This is a genomic window from Dolichospermum sp. UHCC 0352 (genome assembly GCF_009711925.1).
Classification (GTDB): domain Bacteria; phylum Cyanobacteriota; class Cyanobacteriia; order Cyanobacteriales; family Nostocaceae; genus Dolichospermum; species Dolichospermum lemmermannii.
In genome coordinates this window covers 1-24,689 of sequence record NZ_VIKY01000103.1, presented here as the reverse complement: position 1 = coordinate 24,689, position 24,689 = coordinate 1, and the positions used below count along the sequence as shown (strand labels likewise).

Sequence of the window (24,689 nt, the reverse complement as noted above, 5' to 3'; positions counted from 1 at the left end):
TATAGACAATAATATCTTAACTTTCGACTGATATTGTTGATGCCATTACCTGCAATTTCTCATAAGCAAATTGTCTTTCTCTCAAAATACTTTAAATATTACTTCTCCTATGGTGACACTCAAAGGTTTTGCTTCTTTACCCGCCGATACCTTAGCTGCTGGACCAGCTTCGGGTGCGGCTGTACCTAATCCTACCAATGGACGTACCACACCCTTTCCTGGTCAACCTGTGCAAGGTTTTAGTGGTGTCCAATTTGCTCCTAATGGTGGTGGTTCTGTCTTTTGGTTCTTAGCAGATAACGGTTTTGGGGCAAAAAATAACAGTGCTGATTTCCTCCTGCGACTTTACCAAGTTGACCCCAATTTTGCGGGTACAGAAAACGCTAATGGTTCTGTAGCGGTTCAAAACTTCATTCAACTCTCTGACCCCAATAAATTAATCCCCTTTGATATTGTCAATAAAAACACAGCCAAACGGGAACTGACCGGGGCTGACTTTGATGTAGAGTCCTTTGTGATTGATGCTAAGGGCGATATTTGGGTCGGTGATGAATTTGGAACTTACCTACTACATTTCAATAGCAATGGTGTTTTATTAGATGCACCCTTCGCCACTCCTAACCTTGTTAAACTAAATACCCTCAACGGTCAAGCCCCCATTGTCATTGGCCATCGTGGTGCTAGTGGTGAACTACCAGAACATACAATAGAAGCTTACCGCCTGGCAATTTTGCGCGGTGCAGACTTCATTGAACCAGATTTGGTATCCACTAAGGATGGGGTATTAATTGCCCGTCATGAACCTAACCTGATTAACACCACCGATGTAGCTAGTCGTCCCGAATTTGCTAGTCGGAAAACTACTAAGATAGTAGATGGTGTTGCTGAAGAAGGTTTCTTTGCTTCAGATTTTACCTTGGCAGAAATTAAAACTCTGCGGGCTGTAATGCCTCAAGGTTTCCGAGATCAGTTATACAACGGTCTTCTCCAAGTTCCTACCCTGGGCGAAATTATTGATTTGGTGAAAGAGGTTGAGGTACAAACTGGTAAGAAAATCGGTATTTATCCTGAAACCAAACACCCCACCTATCACGACAATTTGGGTTTGTCTCTGGAAGAAAAACTGATTGACACCCTCAAAGTCAAAGGATTTACTGATCCCAAACGGATTTTCATTCAGTCCTTTGAAGTCAGCAATCTCAAGGATTTAAACAACACCATCATGCCGACTGCTGGTGTGAATCTGCCCTTAGTGCAATTGCTTGATGCCTACGATGTCGCCAACGATGGCACACTGTTGTATCAAGATGTTTACGCTCGTCCCTACGATTTCACTGTTAAGGGAGACACCCGCACCTATGGAGATTTATTAACTCCTGCTGGTTTGAAAGAAATTGCTGCCTACGCTGATGGTATTGGACCCTGGAAACGGCAGATTGTTTCGGTGAAAACAGTTGATAACAATAATGATGGTAAACCTGACGATCTCAATAACGATGGTGTGATTAACGATGCGGATAAAGTTACCCTAGCACCCACCAGCTTAGTTAGTGATGCCCACAAAGAGGGTTTGGTTGTCCATCCTTACACCTTCCGCAATGAAAGCCGTTCTCTAGCATCAGATTACAATAACAATCCTGAGTTGGAGTACCGTCAGTTCATTAGTTTGGGTGTAGATGGTTACTTTACTGACTTCCCAGGGACAGGAGACTTAGTTCGGGATCAAATTACGGCGAATCAAGTCCGATCGCCCCAAAATCCCACTGTTCTCTCTACTCCTAAATTTGATACCCTCACAGGCAAAGCCCCCATCGTCATCGGTCACCGGGGTGCAAGTGGTGAACGTCCAGAACATACCCTAGCATCCTACAAATTAGCGATCGCTCAAGGTGCAGATTTCGTTGAACCCGATTTAGTGGTAACAAAAGATGGTGTCTTAATTGCCCGTCATGAACCCATGTTAGCAGTCGGCGTTCTCAATACTGATGGCACAATTCAACGAGATGCTAATGGTAAGCCAGTTATCAATACTACTGATACGAGTACGGATGTTTACTTACGGGATAAGTTTGCCGATCGCCTGAAAATCAAAAATTTAGATGGTCGCAATGTCGTCGGTTGGTTTGCTGAAGACTTTACCCTGGCAGAAGTTAAGGAACTGAATGCGATTGAACGGATTCCTGCTTTGCGTGGTACTACTTTCGATCAAGATGGATTGAAAGTACCAACCCTGAAAGAAGTCATTGATTTGGTGAAACAAGTCGAACTAGAAACAGGTCGCAAAATCGGTATTTATCCCGAAACCAAACATCCTACTTTCTTTCAACAGCAAGGTATCAATACTAGCCAAATCTTAGCAGACACCCTCAAAGCTGAGAACTTTACCGACCCATCTCGGATCTTCATTCAATCCTTTGAAGTTGCCAACCTCAAGGCGCTGAAAAACACCATCATGCCCACCGCAGGGATTGATATTCCTCTGGTGCAATTGTTTGGTGGTTCAGGTCAACCTTATGACTTTGTAGTTGCTGGTGATACCCGCACCTATACCAATTTGTCCACCCCCGCAGGTTTAGCCGAAATTGCTACCTACGCTAAAGGAATTGGTCCTAATAAACAGCGGATTATTCCTCAGTTGACAGTGGATGCCAATAAGGATGGACAGCCTGATGATCTCAATGGTGATGGACAAATCAGTGATGGCGATCGCATTTTAGGCGCTCCTACAACCCTCATTCAAGATGCCCACAAAGCAGGTTTAATCGTTCACCTCTACACCTTGCGGAATGACAGTTTCTTCCTCCCCGCAGATTATAAAGGCGACCCCGGTGCAGAATTCCGTAAATTCATTGATTTGGGTGTAGACGGCTTTTTTACCGATTTTCCAAAAACCGGGCGTTCTGTCTTAGTAAATAATTACCTGGCTGGTACAGGCTACGCTAATCCCAACGGGAATTTAAATACTCCTTACTTCAATAATTCCCCAGAATACTTTGCTCCTAATCAACCCTACTACGGCGACCTCGTAACAGCGAATTTGAACCGCTCCCAAGGCTTTGAAGGCATGGCATTTAGCCCTGACCGTCAAACCCTCTATCCGATGTTGGAAGGAACTGTTGTCGGCGATCCTGCTGGTTCTGTACGGATTTATAAATTCGATGTAGCCAGTGAAAGCTACCAAGGATTGGTAGGACGTTATCAATTAGCCAGTACCAGTAATGCGATCGGTGATTTCACTCCCATCAATAACAACGAGTTCCTAATTATTGAACGCGATAATAACCAAGGTACTACAGCCGCTTTCAAGAAGATATTCAAAGTTGATTTCAGCAAGATTGATGCTAATGGCTTTGTTTCCAAAGAGGAAGTCGCAGACCTCCTAAATATCCAAGATGCTAAGGATCTCAATGGTGATGGCAAAACTACATACAATATGCCTTTCCAAACCATTGAAGATGTGTTGGTAATTGATAGCAAAACCATTTTGGTGGCAAACGATAACAACTATCCCTTCTCCATTGGTCGTCCTCCAGGAATTGACAACAATGAGATGGTGGTCTTGGAACTAGACAAACCTCTTGCCCTTGATCCCCGTCTAGGTCTATCTGCGTCTATAGCAGAAGCTACCCAATATGTGGCGGGGACAACTGGTAAAGATGATTTGTTTGTCAGTGGTGGCACTGATGGCATCAATGACACCATCTTCACTGGCGCAGGTGATGACACTGTTGATACTGTCTTGGGTGCAAGTTCTCCCTTTGCTGGTAACAATATCGTTGATTCGGGTAGCGGTGATGATACGATCTTTGTGAATAAGGGCGATCGCACTTTCGGTAGTGATGGCAATGACACCTTTGATGCTAGAGATGGTCAAGGTGGCAACCGCATATCTGGTGGTGTGGGTGATGATACCTTCTACTTAGGTAGCAATGACCGGGCTTTGGGTGGTGATGGTAAAGATATCTTCAGAGTTAGTCTTGGTGGTGGTAACTTAATTTCCGGTGGTGCCGGCGCTGACCAATTCTGGATTGTCAATGCTGAATTACCCTCTTCGGCTAATACCGTGCTTGACTTCCAACTGGGTACGGATGTTATCGGTATTCAAGGTGCTGTTAGCTTAGGTATTACCACATCAACATTGAAGTTAAATCAAGTTGGTGGAGATACTGCGATTGTCTTCAACAATCAAACCTTAGCTACTCTGACTGGGATTCAAGCCAGTAGTTTGAGTTTGACAGATTCTAAACAGTTTGTCTTTGCTTAGAATCTAATTCTCCCGTAGGGGTTTAGCGCAATGCGTTAAGCCCTGACGGGGCAAAATCTCTGTAGTTTGGTTTGCATTTTTTTGATCGAAAACTGCTGTAAGAGGTTGTTTGAAAAGTATTATATGAAACCCATAATCTCCAAAAACTTAACCCCCCTACCCCCCTTCCCTACAAGGGAATGGGGGTTTTAAAGCCTCTCCCCTGCAAGGGGAGAGGTTTGGAGAGGGGTCAGTTTATACATTAAAAACTTTTCAAACATCCTCTTAGAAGTGTAATCAATCTCAGGAATCTGGGTTATTTTGTAATCACAACAGTGACAAACAGAGATTCCTAGGTCGGGCTTCGCTATCGCTCCTAATCTCAAAGCAAGTTATTGTATTGTAAAATAGGAAATATGAATTGAGTTTGTAATTAGGAATATACTATGACTATAGAACGCTGGAATGACGAAATGCTTGATGAATTAGCATCAAGTGTAAGTGAATTAAGAGAAAGTATGACTGAGGTTAAAGATGGTATAGATGGTTTAAGAATAACTGCTCAAGCTTTGTTACAATTGGCTGCTCAAAATCAACAAAATATGGAATTAATAAAAGAAAGACAGGCTGAAAGTGATCAGAGATTTAATGTTATACTTGAGGAAGTTCGCTATTTAATTCGAGGTAATCAAGCGAGCTAGGGATTGAGTATTACATGGAACACTAATGGTAAGTTTAAACGTACTTCAGGAAGAAGGGCTGTACCATCGAACAGAGCATCTAAGGTTTGAATCATAACTTTTTCCTATACTGCATTACTACCATTATATCGCCTTCAATCTCCTTGTTAAAAAGCGAACTGCTTGCAGCAGTGCTTGCGCTATCGCATCCCATCATCCCCCAAAACAGCGAACTGCTTGCAGCAGCGCTTCGCTATCGCACCTCCCATCATCCCCTACAACAGCGAGCCTATTTAGTTGAGGATGATAATGTTACGAGCGGCTGAGTAATAACTTTTCTGTTTTTAGCTACCTGTTTTTTTCTTAAATCTTGACAAATTTCATGCAAATCATAATTAAAAGCTTTAGCGTGTTCTTCTCGGATTTTGTAAATTTCTTCTAATACTTCATCTTTCCACATATTTAATCTCCCATAAGTTCATAAGGTGTACAAATCGTTGGTAGTTCATATCCAGATTGAATACTAATTTGTGAGAGTTTTTTCTGGATTTGTGCATTGGCAATATGTTTACAGTTCCATGTTAACAAATAATCTACTTTATAAACAGTGGCTAAGGCAATATGCAAGGCATCATCAGATGCTTTAGGAGGAAGATTGCTTTTTGTCAGAAATTGCTGGGCTAATTCTTCCACTGCTTCATTGAGTGCTAATAATGGTAACTCACTTATTAGATCCAGTCGTTTAGTAGCTATTTCTTGATCTCCTCTGGCTAATTCTTCTAGAACTACTTCCGAAATATATAGAGTAAAATTTTCCCGACGAGTATCCCACCAATTTTGTGTAATTACTGAATTTGAAGCAGTAATTAGATTAGTGCTTGGTCTAATTGTTAGATAGCCAATAATACTGGTATCAAGATATAGACTTTCAATCATTATTAAATATTTAAAAAAATTATTTATTATTTTACTATATGATTGCTACAAACAACCGATCGCATCCCACATCCCCAAAAATGGTACATCCCACATCCCAAAAGCGAACTGCTTGCAGCAGCGCTTCGCTATCGCACTTCCCACATTCCCAAAAAGCGAACTGACAAGTCAGCGCTTGCGCTGTCACAAATTAAATTCCTGTCAGACTATAATAAAATCAAGGGATAATCTACTAAATAATAGCCTTGGTGATGACTAAAAAAGAAAAACTATGGCAAAAAGCTAAAAATAGTCCAGAAAATCTAACTTTTGATGAATTTGAAACTCTCCTCATTCAGAATGGGTGGGAATTTAGTCGTCAAAAAGGAAGTCATCGTTTATGGTATTCACCGAGTGGCAAACCTTTACCAATTCAACCTCGTAAAGATGGAAAAGCAAAACTCTATCAAATTCAGCAGTTCTTTGAATATCAAGAGGGAAATCAGTAATGACTTTAAATAATTATAATTTTAATGGCTTTACAATTAATTTATATATTGATGAACAAGGAGATTGGTTAGCACATTTCCAAGAAATACCTAACATTTCAGCTTTTGGTGATACTCCCGAAGAAGCTTTGCAAGAACTAAAATTAGCCTGGGAGTTAGTGAAGGAAGATTATCAACAAAAGGGTAAAGAAATTCCCTTTGCTCCTGTGCGTAGAAAACTGTACTCTTCATGAAGCGATTCCTGCGGAGCGCTTCGCTATCGCACCCCCACCCCCAAAACAGCGAACTGCTTGCAGCAGCGCTTCGCTATCGCACCTCCTCGACATCCCCAAAAGCGATTCCTAGGTCGCGCTTCGCTATCGCATTCCCACATCCCCAAACATCGAACTGCTTGCAGCAGCGCTTCGCTATCGCACTCCCCCTATTCCTAAAAGCGATTCCTAGGTCGGGCTTCGCTATCGCTCCTCCCATCATCGCAAAACAGTGATTATTCTTGATGGGTACCAATAAAACGAATAAAAATAATCCCAATCTCATAACGAATGTGGACAATTAAACGATAATTATTACCTTTAATATTAAAGACTAATCGATTATTAGTAATAATACTGGCATTAGCATAAACTTCTTTAATGTCTGATGGACTTTGCCAATTTGCACGGGTAGCATCATCAAACCATGCTTTTAAAGGCTGTTCTGTATCAGGATATTTTTGCCAATATTCTCTTAGGGTAGTCCGAGCAATAATTCTCATTGTAATAATATTATTTATCAAAAATTAGTTTACTTGGCATTTGCAGTTTGCGCTAACTGATACCATTCATCAATGGGTAAAGGCAAAACTAATTTATTGACACTAGATTTAACTGCTACTTCCCAAACAGAAATTGCTGAAATTAATAAGCCATTTTGGGATTCTTCACTTTCAATAGCTTCTTGCGCTGCTTGTGATAATTGACTAGGCTCATGAAGCAACCATAGCCAAATATGGGTATCTAGAAAAATCATTCTGCTAATGCTTGCCAAAGTTCAGGCATAGGTTCATCAAAATCACTAGCAATGGTAATAGGTTTTCCTTTGAGTGGGTAATTCTTTGTAGTGTTTATCTGTTGTGAAATTAGATCAATGTTTCCTGCTTTAAATTCTAGAAACTTCCATTCCATCATCCCTAAAAGCGATTCCTACGGTCGAATTTTCGCTCTCCCACATCCCTACATCTTTTTATCCTCCCCAAAACGTAGGGGTTTAGCACTGCTAAACCATTACCCAACGACTAACTAGCAGCGACATATTTACAATGATTTTCATGTTGAGGAATTATCTTGATTTTCGACATTTTTGGATATGGAAATAACCTAAATATCTACCGATTTTGTACCCAATATTTTATCGGTTTGTGTACCCGATATCGTAGGGGTTTAGCATTGCTAAACCCCTACCAAACTAGAAATCAAGACTGAATCACATAGTAGTTGTCGGCATCACCAACTCCTGTCCCATTATTCCGATAAAATCCCAAGTTAACTGCTCCAGGATTTTGTTGCCACAAATAAAAACCAGATACTCCATTTTGAGTTCCATAACCTGCAAAAATTCCGGTATGTTGATAGGAACCGTTATCATAACTATTATTTGGTCCAGCAAAAGTTGCGATCGCAGTACCTACAGCCACATTACCATTTCCCATGACATTAGCTCCTCGTTTCCAGTTAGTGGTGAAGTAATAAGGACTAGAGCTATTAATTCCTGTGGCATAAGCAACTAAATCCCAACATTGATATATATTTTCACTGGGATAACCATCTACATCAATGTATTGACCATTTAACTGTCCATTCTGTAACTGGGTTAAACGAGTTGAAGTAGTCATTAAACCGGATGGTGCAGGTGGTGTTACAACAACTTTCTCCCAAGATATATCCATAAATGCAGCACCACCACCTTCCCACATATCGTAACCGACATCATACCAACCCGCAGGCAAAGTGAATTTCACCTCGTAATAGTCACCATAAGCATATAACCATTGATTAGCAGGTGTGATATTGTAAGAACCGCCTTGTCCCCAAGCACCATTTGCCCAGAGGTGGAAACCATCATCTCCACGCACCCGGAATTTATATTCGCTACCATCAAAATATTGTAGAGTCCAAGCACCCATCACAAAGAAATTATGAGGGAGACGAGCGTTATCACCATTAGGCGCATCTTGTCCCCAATTAGCATTAATACCAATTTTGCCATCACTGCGAACATTAGAGCCTAAATTAGCATTACCAATCAGATTCCCCTGATCACGGAAAATATCAAAGGAAGGTGCAGTACCTTGTCCATCCCAATGGTAAATAGATCCATTCCAGTATTTTGAAGTATCTACATTGTCATTGAAAGCCTGATGTCCTTCCAGTTTGAAATTTATTGAAGCAATACCAGAATCTTCCTTATATTCAATGGTAACAGGATAATACCCACCCGTTGAACGGAAGTAACCAGAATACCAGCCAATTTGATTGTACTTATTTACTACATATTCATTACCAATTTTTACATTAATGCCATCATCAGCACCAGTGGTAATATGATACAGTCCAGGTGCAAAATAATGAGTAGTTTGATAACGTGCAGAGAAGTTATCCGTCGGAGTATTTGGGACAGATCCATTACCCCAATCCCGGCTAAAGCTGCCAGTAATATCGGTAAAACCTTCTGTGTAAGTAGGTATTGCTGATAAATCTTTATTTCCGAAATAGTCGGTTGTCCAAATGCCAACAGGATCAGATTTACCCACAATAGTGAAATTGCGATTAGGCTCATCTAGAATATCTAGATCACCTGTATGAGTGCTACCATTCATTAACCAAACAAGATTTTGACCATTGGCATAATTGCGCCAGATAATATCGGATTTACCATCATTATTGAAATCTGCCGCGCCCATAATATGCCAGTTGAGATCCCCAACCTTATCAACATTGGCGGTACTAGCGCGATTTACGCCATTCATCAACCAGATGGAATTATCCCCTGTAGTTGCATTTCTCCAAAGAATATCAATCTTGCCATCACTATTAAAGTCACCTGTTCCCACAATGCGCTGATTAAGATTGGTATCAGCTTCTAAATCAACTCGACCAATAACTTGATAATTCTTCATCATCCAAACCTGATTAGCACCTGTGACATAATTACGCAAGAGAATATCTACATTACCATCTTGGTTAAAATCACCTGTGCCTACAATATGCCAATCATTGCTCGATACTGCCTCAATCTCCTTAATATCAATGCGCTGATTACCATTCATTAACCAAATACGAACATAACCTGGAGAATTAACCCAGTGATAACGTTGAATAATGTCTGTATTACCATCATTATTAAAGTCTCCAGTGCCTACAAAATACCAAGCTCCATCATTTTTATCACCTCCATCATCAAGGTCTATCCAACTAGCAGAGGTCCCATTCATTGCCCAAGCACCAAGGTTTCCATCAGATAGATTTTTCCAGAGAATGTCAGTTTTACCGTCTTTATTAAAGTCAGTAACCAATCCTAAATGACTGGTTTTAGTATTATCAGCAATTACAACTGTGGCATTATTAGCAGTTCCAACCACATAATTAACATTATTTACTAGGCTCAAAACTACTGTTTCATTGCCTTCATAAATAGCATCATCAATGGGATTAATGTTAACCGTAGCTGTAGAAGAATTAGCTGCAAAAGTCGCAATCCCATTTAATGCGTTGTAGTCTATGCCATTAGTTGCTGTACCCCCAACAGAGTAATTAACAGATAAAGATGAAGCTATATTTCCTATTCTTGTAAAAGTAAACTGACCAGGATTTGCAGTTTGTCCAGTTGAAGTTTCTCCTGCATTAGCATCACTTGCACTAATAGTAATTGTTGGTTTCTCAATACCAATAACACCATCACCATTTACATCTATAGCAAAAACAGATTCTTTACCCAAAGCTTCAGCAGAATTTAATCCCCATGCTCCTTCAGAAGAAATCCAATTCCAATTATTATCTAAATGCCAGATATGCAGGAAGTTTCCAGAAACATTTTTCCAGAGAACTTGATTATCTCCATTCACGGTTTCTACTGCTAGAGTTTGCCATCCTGAATAGATATCTTGATAGATTTGTTGTCCACCATTTCTGATAGTAATTGGGGTATTTGTTCCTGCTTGAGCAAAATATTTGTTGGCTGTATCTTTGAGTAAATAAGTATTACCTATTATGTCAATATTTGTGAATAACTGATTTGTCCCGCTTAGATTAAGGCTGGTGGTAGAGTCCAGCGTATTATTTACGATATCTAATACCATGTGTACACTCTGAGTTCATATATATTCATCATGATTACAGATTATGTTTAATCATGACTACAGTATTATTACTGAATTTAATACAGTCAGTAAATTGGAAAATCTGTAGGGGCGCAGGCCCTGCGCCCTTTCCAATCCCACCAATCCCACAATTGCCACCGCTACAGCCGTAGGAACAATTACCAATGATGATGTGGCAGTCGTAAACAATGCACCAATAGTTGCTAACCTAATCGCAGATCAAAATGCTAAACAAGGAACTGCTTTCAACTTCCAAATTCCCACCAATACCTTCACAGATATTGATGCGGGTGATATTCTCACCTATTCAGCAACATTAGAAAATGGTAATGCTTTACCAAATTGGTTAACCTTCAATTCTACAACTCGGACTTTTAGCGGTACTCCCACTAATGATAATGTAGGGAATCTGAATGTTAAAGTAGCAGCTACAGATAAAATAGGAGCGATCGCTACTGATACGTTCACTATTAAGGTACAAAACGTGAATACCGCACCCATCCTCAAAAATCCACTTTTAGATCAAACAGTTAAGGTCAATTCTACCTTTACATTTACACTACCCAAAGATACCTTCTCCGATCCAGACACAGTTAATCCCTATAAAAACCTCGTCATCTTTGGTGATAGCCTCTCAGATACAGGTAATGCCTACAAAGCATCCGGTAACACCTTTCCACCATCACCTAATTATCAAGGTCGTCTTTCTAATGGCTTAATTTGGGTTGATTACTTTGCCCCTGATTTACAATTTACAAACCCATCAATTCAAAATTACGCCTTTTTGGGCGCAAATACAGGAGTAAGTAATACTTTTGGGCAAATAACCGTACCTGGATTACTCACACAAATTCAGCAATTTAAAACTGTAAATGCCAATTCTATTGGTAAAGATGGACTGTATGTAATCTGGACTGGTGCTAATGATTTTCTGAATCTTGCCACAGATCCTACTCAGGCTGTGACTAATGCAGTTACTAATATTAGTAGTGCAATTACAACTTTAGCCGGATTAGGTGCTAAAGAAATTGTTGTTGGCAATTTATCAGACTTGGGTGCTACTCCTTTGAGTATTGCTAATAACAATGTAGCGAATGCCAGAGCAATTTCTATTGGTTTTAATGCAGCTTTAACTCAAGCTTTAACTAACTTAGAACCAGCCCTCAATGTTGATTTATCTTTAGTAGACATCTTTGGTTTGAGTACAGCATTTCAGACTAATCCTGCTAATTACAAATTCACGAATATTACTCAGCCGCTAATTACAGTCACTACGCCAGTTAACCCTGATCAATATGCTTTCTGGGACGATGTTCATCCCACAACCAGACTGCATCAGTTAGTAACAGATACATTTGAAAATACACTGCTCAATGATGGTGTAATTCCTGATTTAATTAAATATTCTGCCACGTTAGCTGATGGTAGTAATTTACCAGATTGGCTGAATTTCAACTCTACAACTCGCACCTTTAGTGGTACTCCCAACACAGGAAATGTCGGTAAATTAGATGTCAAGGTAATTGCGACAGATAAAGCCGGGGCAACTGTCAATGATATCTTTACTCTCGCAGTCAACCAATCTACAACTGTAGGAACTCCAGGAGATGATAAATTAATTGCCACTCCTGGTAGTCAATTCGATGGTCAAAACAATATTGTATTTACAGGTGCAGGTAAAGATGAGTTAGACCTGTCCACTGTATCTGTTTTTCCCAACTCAGGTAGCAATATCGTTGATCTGGGTAGCGGTGATGATACTATCTTTGTGAATAAGAGCGATCGCGCTTTCGGTAGCGATGGTAATGATACCTTTGATGCTAGAGATGGCCAAGGTAATAACCGCATATCCGGTGGTGTCGGTGATGATACCTTCTACTTGGGTAGCAATGACCGGGCTTTGGGTGGTGATGGTAAAGATATCTTCAGAGTTAGTCTTGGTGGTGGTAACTTAATTTCCGGTGGTGCTGGTACTGACCAATTCTGGATTGTCAAAGCTGAACTACCGAAAGCTGCTAATACCGTGCTTGACTTCCAACTGGGGACTGATGTGATTGGGATTAGTGGTGCTGTCAGTTTAGGTATTACCACATCCACACTCAAGTTAAATCAAGTTGGTGCAGATACTGCGATTGTCTTCAATAATCAAACTCTAGCTACTCTGACGGGAATTCAAGCCAGTAGTTTGAGTTTGACAGATCCTAAACAGTTTGTTTTTGCGTAATAAGCATTTAGGAGGTAGGGGTAAAGCAAGAGCTTTATTGGTGTCAACTTAACGCAAAATCTTCATCCCGCAAGGAACTCAAGTTCCTTGCTAATAGCGAAAGTCATCTAAAAGATGACTAAATACTAGGAAAATTCATTAGTCCGTTTTAACGGACTTGAGCTATGAGACAGGGAATTTATTCCCTGACGGGTTTTTGGCAGTGCGGGCATACTTCGACCCTTCGACAGGCTCAGGGCTTCGCTTGCTCAGTACAAGTCTTGCCCGCGTGAGCGAGACGCTCACACTACAGTCCATCATTTTTATCTTGACGAACTACTAGTATTAGCAGTGTAAAATACACCATCTTTTCCTAATCTCACCCTTTCCGACCGGCAAAGGAAAAAAATTCACAGAAATTTAACAATGTGTACCAATAATTTGGTAACTTAGTACATAGTCTGCAACAACTAGGGAAAAATTACGTTGAGTTACCATCCAGATGCCATTGCCGCCCACGGTGGAGAGTTAATTAACCGGGTTGCTTCCTCAGCACAAAGAGAAATATTTCTCTCTAAGGCTGACTTTTTACCGCGTGTGGAACTTGATGAACGAGCAGTTTCTGATTTAGAAATGATTGCCATTGGTGGTTTTAGTCCTTTGACTGGTTTCATGAACCAAGCAGACTATAACCGAGTCGTCACCCAAATGCGGTTAGCTAACGGTATTGTCTGGTCAATTCCCATTACACTGTCTGTAACCGAAGAAGTAGCATCCCCTCTACAAGCAGGCGGTTTGGTGCGTCTGGATAACCCCAGAGGCGAGTTTATTGGGGTATTGGAACTGACCGAGAAGTATACCTACGACAAACAACAAGAAGCCATAAATGTTTATCGCACTGATGATGCTAAACATCCTGGGGTGCAGGTAGTATATAACCAAGGTTCTATCAACCTAGCTGGTGATATCTGGTTATTACAACGGGACTCTCATCCCCATTTTCCCAGCTACCAAATTGATCCGGCTGCGTCACGGGAAATGTTTCGAGAAAAAGGCTGGAAAACAATTGTGGGTTTCCAAACTCGCAATCCTATCCACCGCGCCCATGAATATATTCAAAAGTGCGCTTTAGAAACTGTTGATGGTCTATTTTTGCACCCATTGGTAGGGGCAACAAAAGAAGATGACATCGCTGCTGATGTGCGGATGCGTTGTTATGAAATTTTACTAGAACACTATTACCCTGTAGATAGAGTAATTTTGGCAATTAACCCGGCAGCCATGCGTTATGCTGGGCCTAGAGAAGCCATTTTCCATGCTTTAGTGCGGAAAAATTACGGCTGTACACATTTTATTGTCGGACGTGATCATGCTGGTGTGGGTGACTACTACGGCACTTATGACGCTCAATATATCTTTGATGAATTCGCCCCTGAAGAGTTGGGAATTGTACCAATGAAGTTTGAACACGCTTTCTATTGCAAGCGCACCAAACAAATGGCCACAACTAAAACCAGTCCTAGCAAACCAGAGGAACGGGTTCATCTGTCGGGAACCAAGGTGCGGGAAATGTTACGTCGGGGTGAGTTACCACCACCGGAATTTTCTCGTCCAGAAGTTGCGGCTGAGTTAACCAGGGCTATGAAAATTGCACCTGTATTAGTTTAGGTTAAGATCAGAAACTTTACTCTCCAGACTTCAGCCTTTAAGCTATGAGAATGGGCTGGAGTCTGACTGTTAATTATGAAACGGCGTGGGTTTTTACAACAAATTAGCGGCTTATTAGCGGCATTGGGAGTGGCTGAAACTGAGTGGTTGAGTTTGGGTAATCCCTATTACCAAGCTTTAGCACAACCTAATCAGCGGAAGTTGGCATTATTGATAGGAATTAATCAATATCCACAAAGTCCTGCCCTTGGTGGTTGTGTAACTGATGTGGAATTGCAAACAGAATTGTTAATTAATCGTTGTGGCTTTGCCGCGTCAGATATTCTGACTTTAACTGATGAACAAGCCAGCAGAAAATTTATTGAAAATGCTTTTTTAGATCACTTGGGTAAGCAAGCCAAACCTGGAGATGTGGTGATTTTCCATTTTTCTGGTTATGGGACTCGTGTTAATTTGGGAAATGAGCAGATCCCCGACTTCTTCAAGAAGTCGGGGATCTATAATGCCATAGTTCCTGTTGATGAGAATAATTTATTGGGGACAAATTCGAGAAACTATTTATTGGCAGAAACTCTGTTATTATTATTGCGATCGCTCCCAACAAATCAAGTTACAGCAATATTAGATACTAGCTACTATCATTCTAGTGAATTAAAACCCAGTGGTTTACGAATGCGTACCCGTCCAGAATTATCAACAGCAACTTTACAAATAGAAGAATTAGAATTTCTATCACAACTGAAAAATCATAAATCAGCTAATAATAATCCTCTGATGATCAATGCGACTTCAGAACTAAATCAGCAAGCCGGAGAATTTCTTTTCTCTAATTGGACTGCGGGATTATTAACTTATGCTTTAACTCAATATTTGTGGGAAACTATCCCAGCCAAAACAATCCCAGTTTTTCTTTCTGGTGTTGCTACTTCCATGTATCAGTTAGGTGGAAAACAACAACCAAGTCTAGTAAATGAGCCAAAAAAATCTCAAAATGCTTTAATTGTTGATTATTTTCCGATTGATAAATTGAGAAGTATTGGTGTAGTTCAAGCCATAGATGATGATGGCAAAACAGTCAAATTATGGTTAGGAGGATTACCTAATCAAGTTCTCACAAATTATGGCGTAAATTCTCGGTTAACTCTGGATACGGGAGAAGAGTTAGTTGTTAAATCACGAAGTGGGTTAATAGCTAAAGCCCAATTTACAAATAAAGAAATTACTACTTTACCTCAAGTTGGGCAAATAGTCCAAGAAGTTATTCGGGTATTACCTCGGAATATTCATGTTAATGTGGCTTTAGATCAGGGTTTGGAAAGAATTGAACGGGTAGATGCTACTAGTGTTTTTTCAGGAATTAACCGGATTGCTAATATTGCTACTGTAGAAGAAACTGCTGATTATGTGTTTGGTAAAGTTGCCCAAGTCCCCAGCCGTTATGGTCTTTTTTGCCTGGGTGGTGAATTGATTATTAATACGATAGGGGAAGTTGGGGAAGCGGTGAAGGTGGCAGTACAGCGATTAAAACCAAAATTTTCTACTCTGTTAGCATCAAAGTTGTGGCAGTTGACAGAAAATAAAGGTTCTTCGCGTTTACCTGTGAGGGCAACTTTAGAGATTGTTAACAACGTTTTACCCCGTGTTTTTATGGTGAGGGATACTTTGGGGACTGCAAGTATTGATAACACTTTGCAAACACCTGGCTATGAAGAAATAGCTATGCCGACAATTCCTGTGGGTAGTCGCTGGCAATATAAAATTGAAAATTTGAGCGATCGCCCGATATACTTAATTTTAGTGGGTTTAAATAATTATCAAGATGCCTTTGCTTTTTATCCTTGGGAAGTTTTCCTGCAGACAGATATTCCTCCTACCAAACCCCAATTAATAGAAGTTCTGATTCCTCCGGGTAAAACTGTCAAAATCCCAGAGAATCACCCGATAGCTGGCTGGTTACTGCCTACTCGTTATACTTTTTGTGAACACCAAATTATTCTGAGTACAGCACCATTTAAGGAAACTCTCACGGCATTAGCGATCGCTAAATATCCTACCACAGATCAACAGGCTATTAGTCCCATTGTCAACCCTTTAGAAGTTGCCCAAGCCATATTACAAGATTTACATAACGCCAGTAAAGTGACAACTGATATTAATGATGCTTATGTTTTGGATGTGAATAATTGGGCAAGTTTGAACTTTAGTTTTCAGGTTGTTTAGAGGTAGGGATTTCATTATTGTCCTGTTCACATTTGATTGAGAATAACTATATACTAGAACTTAATCCCTTATTTGTGTTTCCTATGGTTGTAAGTGCTTCCACCACCAAGATCACTTGGGAACTTTTACCTGAAGACTTTGTTTTAGACAATGAACCTGTGGATAATGTCAATCAACCCAGTCTAGCAGCAGCACTCACAGAAAGCCTAGAACTCGCTGGCAAACTTCCAGAAACTGCCCTTGCTACCACCAATTACGGCATCTGCGCCACAGTTAATGGCAAATTTGTCATCAAAGCCCCTGACTGGGCTTACGTGGCGCAAATTACAGTGCCTAGAGAACAAATCCAACGCAGTTACACCCCCCATAAACAGGGACAAATTCCTGTGGTGGTCATGGAATTTCTTTCCGATACTGATGGTAGTGAATATTCTAATAAACACACCTATCCCCCCGGAAAATGGTTTTATTATGAACAAGTTTTACAAGTTCCTAATTACATTATTTTTCAACCAGATATCGGTGAATTAGAAATATATAACTTGCATGAAAATGGACACTATAAATTGCGTTCCTCAGATGAAAATAACCGTTACTGGTTAACTGAAATGGAATTATTTATTGGTGTTTGGCAAGGAAAACGCGAAAACCGTCAAGGTTACTGGTTACGCTGGTGGGATCAAGATGGTAATTTGCTACTTTGGGGTTCTGAGTTAGTGCAACAAGAACGACTTGCTAAGGAAACTGCCTTAAAACGTTTGGAAGAGTTAGAAAAACGCCTTCGAGATGCTGGCATTTCTGACTAATTTTCATGAAGATCCTATTCAGATCCCCGACTTCTTAAAGAAGTCGGGGATATTTTCTAGTAATTCCCATTCAAGTGAGGTACAACAATAAAGAATTAACCGCAGATGGAAGAGGATAAACGCAGATGAACGCAGATAATTTTGGACAATAATGATATAATGCCAATAACCATTTTTTCTGATAAATAAACACTGTAAAGCACCCATTCTAAGGGGGAAAATGTATAGGTGCGGGTTTTGGTTACTTCACCTAAATCTAAAGATAGTTTAAAATCGCCCGTTCCTATAATTAGGAGGCTGAAAACCTCTTTTCTGTTCCCTTACCATAACGACAATTTTTAACGCCAACCTACTTAATCAAACTGTTATTAATTCTCTATGTTGAACTTAGCTAATATTCAAACCCTAGCTCAAGAATACAGTCCCCAGGAACTTTTTGCAGCTTTGGTGTGGCAACGTCGCTTTAATGAGTTTAATGGGGAGGAGGTTGTTAGGGATCTTAGCCAACATTCTCATCTATGGGCAAGTTTTCTGTTTACGAAACCAATTTTTGCACCAGATGAAAATGGTTTAAGTTTTGGTGGTTTGGTAGATACTTTATTGGCAATGGCAAATTATCGCCCGATGCCAGAATCGAGTATAATCCACTTTGTAGCTTATCCTGGGGATACCCTCTACATTTTGACAGAAAACCAAGATAGTATCGTGTCTCAGCTTTTGGATTTGGGTAAAAAGTGGCGTGCAGATTCAGTGGATATTACTGATGGTAATAATGAAGAATATGGTTTGCGACTTGGGCGACAGTTACGAATGAGATTGGAAGCAGGTTTGGAAGGTGAGTCGCTTTGGCAACAGCGAGATGCTGTAGTTATTACTTATTGGTGGGATTAATGATATGGCTATCTATCACCAACGCCAAAAATGTTATATTGAAGGCAAAGCTACCACAAAAATCAAAAACTTATGATAGCGAGTAATATTAGACAACAAATTCTAGATCATCTTCAACCATTACCTGGAGAACAAGTAAAAACCCTTCTCTTAACATGGCTAACTGGTACATCTGGGGAATTAGAAGATTTTGAGCGGTTGTTGACAAATAAACCTACTCAAACCACAGAAGAATCACTTGAGTATGGCGAAATAGATGCAGAACTAAATTTTCAACCTCTCACTGAAGCCGACATGATTCAGCAAAGTAAATCTGCGCTAGAAGCCTACCGTCGCACAGGTTCAGGAGTGGAACATGAACGAGTGCGGAAATGTCTATCATGGGAGAGAGAATAGACCGATTTAATCAGTCAGTTCTCATCCCCTATTACCTTACAAATACTTCTCCAACAACAAAGCCAACTTCTCCTTAGTTGCTGCTGGTGCTTTCTCCAAATTCGTCAAAATCGCATACTTCAAAGCCGAATGCGCCTCACTAGCAGGGGGATTTGCACTCAACCGCTTCACAGTTTCTTGAATTACCTTTTGTGCATTTGCTGCATTTTTATGTAAATTCCCAATCACCATTTCCACCGTCACAGTATCATGATCTGGATGCCAACAATCATAATCCGTCACCAGCGCCAACGTTGCATAGGCGATTTCCGCTTCCCGTGCTAACTTCGCTTCGGGTAAATTTGTCATCCCTATGACTGTAGCATCCCAACTCCGATAGAGATGAGATTCAGCCTTAGTAGAAAAAGCCGGTCCCTCCATACATACGTACGTACCACCATTATGTAATGTGACATCTAGTAAACTTAAAGAAGCGATCGCTTCAGCTAAAATACTAGATAAATTATGGCAAATCGGCTCACCAAAAGCAATATGCGCCACAATTCCCTCACCAAAGAAGGTAGAAATGCGATTCTTGGTGCGGTCAATAAATTGATCGGGAATTACCATATCTAGGGGTTTAGCTTCAGCCTTCAAAGAACCCACAGCACTAGCAGAAATCAGGTATTCTACCCCCAATTGCTTCATAGCGTAAATATTAGCCCGAAATGGCAACTCAGCAGGTAACAACGTATGATTACGACCATGACGCGCTAAAAAAGCCACTCTTGTCCCTTCTAAAGTTCCGAGAATAATCGCATCTGACGGTGAACCAAAAGGCGTAGAAATTTCTATTTCCTCCACATCTTTCAGTGCTTCCATCTTATACAACCCACTACCACCAATGATGCCAATTCTAGCTACATTCATAAATTATCAACCTTGTGATGAATGGGATTAATAAGTAATTTTACCGTCTGTATATTGTACAAGAATATTCGGTAAAAAATAAAGTTCTTGTTTTTATAAAAGTTGAAAAATTTTCAATCTATTTGAGATAAATCAATAAATTCAAGCCGGGAATTGTCCGCGAGAGAGTCCAACCAGCGAGAATAATATAAAGTAACCCTAAACTCCATTGATACCAAGCCAAGGTAGAGATAATTCCTGGTAAATGTTCATCACGTAAACGAATATCATTAAATCCCAATCTCACCAAATTATTCAAACTAAAATCATAATAATTCAGCCAATTCCAACGTTTATCCCATAATAGTGGCATATATCTTTCCCGGAAACTAGGATTTCTAGGAATAACTGGTAATCTCCCAATTAATAATCTTAATTGTCTTAATGTTCCATCTTCTCGAAAATAGGAAATATCCATTAAATCATGATAACGTCCTTGTTGATAAAGTCGCCATAATAAAATTCCAGGTAAGGGAAAAATAATGAAAAATAAACACAGTAGAGTTAACCAAGGATTCCCAGAATTCCGAAAAATTGCTAATAAACTACCAGATATTAAACAAATAAAACTCAATAATATGCAAACAGTTTCATAATATCTAGGAACAATTGCTACAGGAGACAAACGACGATAGCGATCAACTAACCAAAATAATACACCAAAACAGGAAATAACTACACCACCCACACCAAATACTAACCAAAAGTTTGTCCCATAACCACTTAACAGCAATAATAAACTCAATAACAACCAACTTAAATATCTAACTACCCACCCACTAAAAACCAGAGGTTCAGTGGCAATAATTCTATCACTTAACTGATTATATATTTCTAAATTCACATCTGCTAAAACTAGTAACTCGCTAATATTCCGAAAATGTTTGATTTGACGATATTGATGAATTTCAGCCGCTTGGGTTGCGGAAAAACCTAAATTTATCAACCTATTCACAGCAGCAGTATTAATATTAATAGCTATCAACTGATGACTTAATTCAATTAACCTTAACCGTTGTTTTGTATATTCTAACTGATTTGCATCACTAACCTGCTGTTGTAACCGGAAATTTTGACTTAAATTCCGCAAAATATTTTGATTACCGCGTAAAGTGGGGACAATCAACTTTTTGCCAATTTCTCCAACATTACCTAAAATTTTCGCTTGATTAGAATTAAACACCAAATCAGAAACATTTAAAAATGCTGTTTCCGCAAAGTTAACATCACTAAAATCAGCTTGATTAAGAATACTTGCACTTTGCAAATCCACAGATTGATTAAACTCAGATTCTCGAAAAATTAGTCCTTGTTTAAAAATAGCATCTTTCATGAATAGAAATTGATGAAAATTAGCTCTGTTAAAGTTTACTTGATTATTAAAAATCACACTAGAAAAATCAGCATTTTCTTGCCAATAACTACTATTAAACCTAACTATTTGTTGAAATTTTCCTTGATTAAATTTTGCATCATCACAAAATACATCACCTTGGAAATTAGTAGCATCTAGAAATTTGACATTTTGAAAATTAGCTTTATCAAAGAAAATGCTACCTTGAAAACTACTAAGAGCGTGAAAAATAGCCCCATTAAAACTCACAGTTCTACTAAATCTTGATTCCTCCCAATTAGTAGGTTTTAAAAAATTTGCCCCTTGAATATTTACAGATTGCAGAAAGAACGTATTCGGAAATTTTACCTCACCATTAAAACGACTTTCTACCATAATTAAAGCCCCACGAAACACAGAAATACTACTAGAATTATTTGACTGATTATTCAACAAAGATTTACAATCTTTAGAATTAGGAAAAGCCCTTGTTAAAGATTGCAAACATACAGAACGTAAACTTTCTAACTGTTCCCGTTCTGTATGTGTGAAAATTTGGGCTATACCTTGAGCATAAACAGGAGTTCTTAAACCCAAATCACTCCCATAAAAATCACCTTCAATTACAGAATTACTCAAATCTAAACCCAAAGCCGTCGCACCAGTTTTTTGTAATTCTTTTCTGAGTAATTGGTAAAAATCATCCCGGAAAATACCATTTTCTGGACGTAAATCAATTACCATTTTCCTTAAATCTACAGTTAAATTACCATCTCGCAAAATTGGTGTTTTAACTCGTTCTTGTAATAATTCCCAAGTTAAAGTTATGGGTTCATTTGGGACTGCAAAAGTAGGAATAGGAAATAAAAATATAGCAAATATACAAATAAACAATATTACTGCGGAATTAGATATGATTATTTTTCCTAATTTCGCAGATAATAAGTTTATTTTTTTAACGGTGTTTTTTATTTGCCAAAGCTGAGAAAAATCCCATCTTTGTAAATAGCTAAAGTGACAAAACAATCTCAACAAATTCCCTACTTAATGATTAATTTAATAAAACAACCTTACCCAGCACAGAACCAGTTTCCACTAAAGCGTGTGCTTTTGCTGCTGACGCTAAAGGGAACGTCTGACTAACTTCAATTTTTAACTTCCCTTCATCTATCCAATTAGCACATTCTTGTAAAATATCTCCATGATGTATTAACGCTTCCACATTTCCTAACAACATCGGTGTTAACATTAATTCTAAACCAATGCGGAGATTTCTATTTCTAGCAACTTTCCAAACAGTGTTAGCTTTCGGTTCAAGAATAGTCACAATATCCCCATAAAGTCGCACTGCGGGAAAAGATTTTTCAAAAGTATCACCACCAACAGTATCAAAAACTAAATCTACACCTTCACCATTAGTCCACTCTAATACAGATGCGACAAAATCAGTTTCTTTGTAAAAAATGATTTTATCCGCACCAAGTTGAGTGACAAAATTAGCCTTTTCTAGAGAACTAACCGTAGTCGCTACCTCTGTACCTTTGAGTTTAGCCAATTGAATAGCCACATGACCAACACCACCCGCACCAGCATGAACTAATACCTTTTCTCCTGGTTCAAGTCTTCCCCGTTCATATAAAGCTTCCCAAGCAGTGATTAAAACCAGAGGTGCTGCTGCTGCTGCGGTGAAAGAAACCGATTTGGGTTTAAAGGCTACAAATCTTTCATCAACAATGGTATATTCTGCATAATTTCCAGATTTTGCACCCAAACCACCATAGCAAAAATATACTTCGTCACCAACGCCAAATTTTTGGACATCATTACCCACAGCTTCCACTATACCTGCACCATCACATCCTAAAATAGCTGGCATTTGTTCAGGGTAAAATGTCCCCCTTTGACGTAATTTTGTGTCAATGGGATTAACACCAGCCGCCAAAATTCTCACTAAAATTTCTTTATTTGTGGGTATGGGTTGGGGAACTTCTTGTAATTCTAAAACTTCCGGTTTACCCGCTGCTGTCATTAATATCGCTTTCATGGTTTTTTCTCCTAGATACACTTATTTAAATTTACCTAAAAATATCCCCATAAATTCCTAATTATTGAGGAAAATATGGGGAAGAAATATCCAAAATTTCTCACAAAATGGTTTTAATTTTGAGGAGAAGAATTATTAGTTCCTGGTGTTACAGGCGCTTGAGGTAAAGTACCGGGATTAATTCCGTTCCCGGCTGTGGGAAGGGGATTTGGGTTAACCGGTGGTAAAGACCTCAAATTGTCAGGTGAGTTAATTCCTGGGATGGTGGGATTATTATTTATGGGAGGAGTTGGGAAATTGGGTGAATTTGTCAGTGGTTGAGATGAACCGGGGATAATTCCCAAAGATACACGATTTCCTCCTACTTTTCTCAGCAAATCCAATGTTTGAATCACGTCGTTATAAGTAGCTGTCCGCGACGCATTCAATACTAAAATTCCATCTGGATTGGCTTGGATATATTGTTTTAAACGTGCTTCTAATTCTTCCTGTTTCACAGGTTCTTTTTCGATGTAAGTCAATCCAATAGCATCAATTGTTACAGGTAATATTTTGCTTTTAATTTGGGAATTAGCCGCAGAATTTTCGCCTGTACTAGCTTTGGGTAAGTCAACATTAATTGCTTGTTGACGAGTAAATTGTAAAGCTGCTAAGAGAAAGAATGTCAGAATACAAAAAACAACATCAATTAAGGGGATAATTTGAATCTGAACGTCTTCAGTCGGAGTATCTAGCTTAACTTTCATCTTCTTGTTTTTCTCCAGATTTCAAATTGGCATTATCAACCTTGTCATCTGGTAAATTTGCTGAATTTCCCAGGTTTAAACTGTAATTATCTGTATCATCTGGCTCATTTTCCGGTTCTTGGATAAATGTTTTTGATTCTAACTGAGAAGATGAATCGAAATTTTTAGAGGTGCGTTTTGAGAATCTTTCTGTGTTAATTGTTTTAGGTTCGGGAGGATATTGACGGTAAAGCAGTTCCATTTCATTACCAGCTTTGTTGAAAATTTTAACTTGGTTAACAACAAAACTCTGAAATAGGCGGTAAAATACTAAACTAGCGATCGCTACTATTAATCCCGCTGCTGTACTAATTAACGATTCCCCAATCCCCGTGGTGACACCGGCTGTAGATTCAGTTCCCAAATCACCAATGCGAATTGCACCTAAAGAACGAATCAAACCCAGAACTGTACCCAATAATCCTAACAGTGGCGAAAGGGCAATCACCGCTTCTAAAAGTTTTTCACCCCGACGCATTCCGGCTATTTCGTCCGCTGCGGTGGATTCTAGGGCTAATCTAAAGGTTTCTGGATCACTTTTTTGTAATGGTGAAACTGTGGATGTTGATTCTATCCCCGTTAAGTAGTATTAGTAGGTTGGCGTTGAAAATTGTCGTCATAGCACTAGGCTTGAGGCAATACTTCGACTTCGCTCAGTAACCAGAGGCAAGAGGCAAGAGTAAAGAAGTTTTCA

General features: G+C 39.3%; 21 protein-coding genes and 2 pseudogenes. 10 read left to right on the top strand and 13 right to left on the bottom strand.

What is annotated here, in order from left to right:
* Positions 1-70: 70 nt before the first annotated feature.
* Positions 71-4,264: a glycerophosphodiester phosphodiesterase family protein gene (locus FJR06_RS06680; protein ID WP_254434397.1), complete on the top strand. Its 4,194-nt coding sequence runs from the start codon at positions 71-73 to the stop codon at positions 4,262-4,264.
* 425 nt (positions 4,265-4,689) lie between these two features.
* A complete protein-coding gene (locus tag FJR06_RS06675; protein ID WP_015079760.1) occupies positions 4,690-4,944 on the top strand; it encodes a hypothetical protein in 255 nt (84 codons plus the stop codon).
* Between the two features lie 268 nt (positions 4,945-5,212).
* On the opposite strand, the gene FJR06_RS06670 is transcribed toward FJR06_RS06675, so the two are convergent.
* Genes FJR06_RS06670 through FJR06_RS06660 form a run of 3 tightly spaced genes read right to left on the bottom strand, consistent with a single transcriptional unit; the run spans position 5,213 to position 6,046 of the window.
* Complete coding sequence (locus tag FJR06_RS06670; protein ID WP_015079759.1) at positions 5,213-5,383, bottom strand: hypothetical protein; 171 nt, start codon at positions 5,381-5,383, stop codon at positions 5,213-5,215.
* A gap of 2 nt (positions 5,384-5,385) precedes the next feature.
* Positions 5,386-5,859 (bottom strand): type II toxin-antitoxin system VapC family toxin, encoded by a 474-nt coding sequence (locus tag FJR06_RS06665; RefSeq protein WP_015079758.1) that lies wholly within the window; start codon positions 5,857-5,859, stop codon positions 5,386-5,388.
* Between the two features lie 34 nt (positions 5,860-5,893).
* Positions 5,894-6,046 (bottom strand): hypothetical protein, encoded by a 153-nt coding sequence (locus FJR06_RS06660; RefSeq protein WP_158310516.1) that lies wholly within the window; start codon positions 6,044-6,046, stop codon positions 5,894-5,896.
* 64 nt (positions 6,047-6,110) lie between these two features.
* Between FJR06_RS06660 and FJR06_RS06655 the strand changes: the two genes are divergently transcribed.
* Both FJR06_RS06655 and FJR06_RS06650 read left to right on the top strand, forming a co-directional pair.
* Positions 6,111-6,347 (top strand): type II toxin-antitoxin system HicA family toxin, encoded by a 237-nt coding sequence (locus FJR06_RS06655; RefSeq protein WP_015079757.1) that lies wholly within the window; start codon positions 6,111-6,113, stop codon positions 6,345-6,347.
* Positions 6,347-6,580: a type II toxin-antitoxin system HicB family antitoxin gene (locus FJR06_RS06650; RefSeq protein ID WP_015079756.1), complete on the top strand. Its 234-nt coding sequence runs from the start codon at positions 6,347-6,349 to the stop codon at positions 6,578-6,580. The genes FJR06_RS06655 and FJR06_RS06650 overlap by 1 nt, the downstream gene beginning before the upstream one ends.
* Positions 6,581-6,834: 254 nt before the next feature.
* Here FJR06_RS06650 and FJR06_RS06645 read toward each other — a convergent pair whose 3' ends face one another.
* From FJR06_RS06645 to FJR06_RS06630, 4 genes are all read right to left on the bottom strand, one after another.
* A complete protein-coding gene (locus FJR06_RS06645; protein ID WP_015079755.1) occupies positions 6,835-7,101 on the bottom strand; it encodes a type II toxin-antitoxin system HigB family toxin in 267 nt (88 codons plus the stop codon).
* 29 nt (positions 7,102-7,130) lie between these two features.
* The gene (locus FJR06_RS06640; protein ID WP_015079754.1) at positions 7,131-7,355 is read right to left on the bottom strand and encodes a type II toxin-antitoxin system VapC family toxin; all 225 of its coding nucleotides are present in this window, start codon (positions 7,353-7,355) and stop codon (positions 7,131-7,133) included.
* The gene (locus tag FJR06_RS06635) at positions 7,352-7,513 is read right to left on the bottom strand and encodes a hypothetical protein (RefSeq protein ID WP_168633541.1); all 162 of its coding nucleotides are present in this window, start codon (positions 7,511-7,513) and stop codon (positions 7,352-7,354) included. Before FJR06_RS06635 ends, FJR06_RS06640 begins: the two co-directional genes overlap by 4 nt.
* A 284-nt stretch (positions 7,514-7,797) precedes the next feature.
* Positions 7,798-10,680 carry a BPSL0067 family protein gene (locus FJR06_RS06630; RefSeq protein ID WP_168651080.1) on the bottom strand — a complete coding sequence of 961 codons (2,883 nt, stop codon included), beginning with the start codon at positions 10,678-10,680 and terminating at the stop codon, positions 7,798-7,800.
* Positions 10,681-10,873: 193 nt separating this feature from the next.
* Here FJR06_RS06630 and FJR06_RS24865 point away from each other — a divergent pair, with 193 nt between their 5' ends.
* The 4 genes from FJR06_RS24865 to FJR06_RS06610 all read left to right on the top strand — a co-directional run bounded on the left by FJR06_RS24865 (position 10,874) and on the right by FJR06_RS06610 (position 17,598).
* A complete protein-coding gene (locus FJR06_RS24865) occupies positions 10,874-12,925 on the top strand; it encodes a putative Ig domain-containing protein (protein ID WP_168651079.1) in 2,052 nt (683 codons plus the stop codon).
* A 465-nt stretch (positions 12,926-13,390) separates the two neighbouring features.
* A complete protein-coding gene (gene sat / locus FJR06_RS06620) occupies positions 13,391-14,572 on the top strand; it encodes a sulfate adenylyltransferase (protein WP_015079751.1) in 1,182 nt (393 codons plus the stop codon).
* A gap of 75 nt (positions 14,573-14,647) precedes the next feature.
* Positions 14,648-16,792: a caspase family protein gene (locus FJR06_RS06615; protein ID WP_015079750.1), complete on the top strand. Its 2,145-nt coding sequence runs from the start codon at positions 14,648-14,650 to the stop codon at positions 16,790-16,792.
* A gap of 83 nt (positions 16,793-16,875) precedes the next feature.
* Positions 16,876-17,598, top strand: a complete 723-nt coding sequence (locus FJR06_RS06610; RefSeq protein WP_083881449.1) for a Uma2 family endonuclease — start codon at positions 16,876-16,878, stop codon at positions 17,596-17,598.
* A 138-nt stretch (positions 17,599-17,736) separates the two neighbouring features.
* Here the strand turns inward: FJR06_RS06610 and FJR06_RS06605 are convergent.
* Positions 17,737-17,876, bottom strand: a pseudogene (locus tag FJR06_RS06605) (magnesium-protoporphyrin IX monomethyl ester cyclase); the annotation flags it as partial.
* Between the two features lie 100 nt (positions 17,877-17,976).
* On the opposite strand from FJR06_RS06605, the gene FJR06_RS06600 reads away from it, so the two are divergent.
* Both FJR06_RS06600 and FJR06_RS06595 read left to right on the top strand, forming a co-directional pair.
* Entirely contained in the window at positions 17,977-18,489 is a 513-nt protein-coding gene (locus FJR06_RS06600; protein ID WP_015079748.1) for a hypothetical protein, read from the top strand.
* 72 nt (positions 18,490-18,561) lie between these two features.
* Complete coding sequence (locus tag FJR06_RS06595) at positions 18,562-18,885, top strand: hypothetical protein (protein ID WP_168651078.1); 324 nt, start codon at positions 18,562-18,564, stop codon at positions 18,883-18,885.
* Between the two features lie 36 nt (positions 18,886-18,921).
* On the opposite strand, the gene FJR06_RS06590 is transcribed toward FJR06_RS06595, so the two are convergent.
* The 5 genes and pseudogenes from FJR06_RS06590 to FJR06_RS06570 form a co-directional block, all read right to left on the bottom strand.
* Positions 18,922-19,794, bottom strand: a complete 873-nt coding sequence (locus FJR06_RS06590) for an S-methyl-5'-thioadenosine phosphorylase (RefSeq protein ID WP_168651077.1) — start codon at positions 19,792-19,794, stop codon at positions 18,922-18,924.
* Positions 19,795-19,912: 118 nt separating this feature from the next.
* Positions 19,913-22,060, bottom strand: coding sequence for a pentapeptide repeat-containing protein (locus FJR06_RS06585; RefSeq protein ID WP_174783350.1), 2,148 nt, complete (start codon positions 22,058-22,060; stop codon positions 19,913-19,915).
* A 157-nt stretch (positions 22,061-22,217) separates the two neighbouring features.
* Positions 22,218-23,210, bottom strand: a complete 993-nt coding sequence (locus FJR06_RS06580) for a zinc-dependent alcohol dehydrogenase family protein (protein WP_015079743.1) — start codon at positions 23,208-23,210, stop codon at positions 22,218-22,220.
* A 113-nt stretch (positions 23,211-23,323) separates the two neighbouring features.
* On the bottom strand, positions 23,324-23,956 hold the full coding sequence (locus FJR06_RS06575; protein ID WP_015079742.1) for a biopolymer transporter ExbD: 633 nt from the start codon (positions 23,954-23,956) through the stop codon (positions 23,324-23,326).
* Positions 23,946-24,542, bottom strand: a pseudogene (locus FJR06_RS06570) (MotA/TolQ/ExbB proton channel family protein); the annotation flags it as partial. The pseudogene FJR06_RS06570 and the gene FJR06_RS06575, both read right to left, overlap by 11 nt.
* Positions 24,543-24,689: the final 147 nt, after the last annotated feature.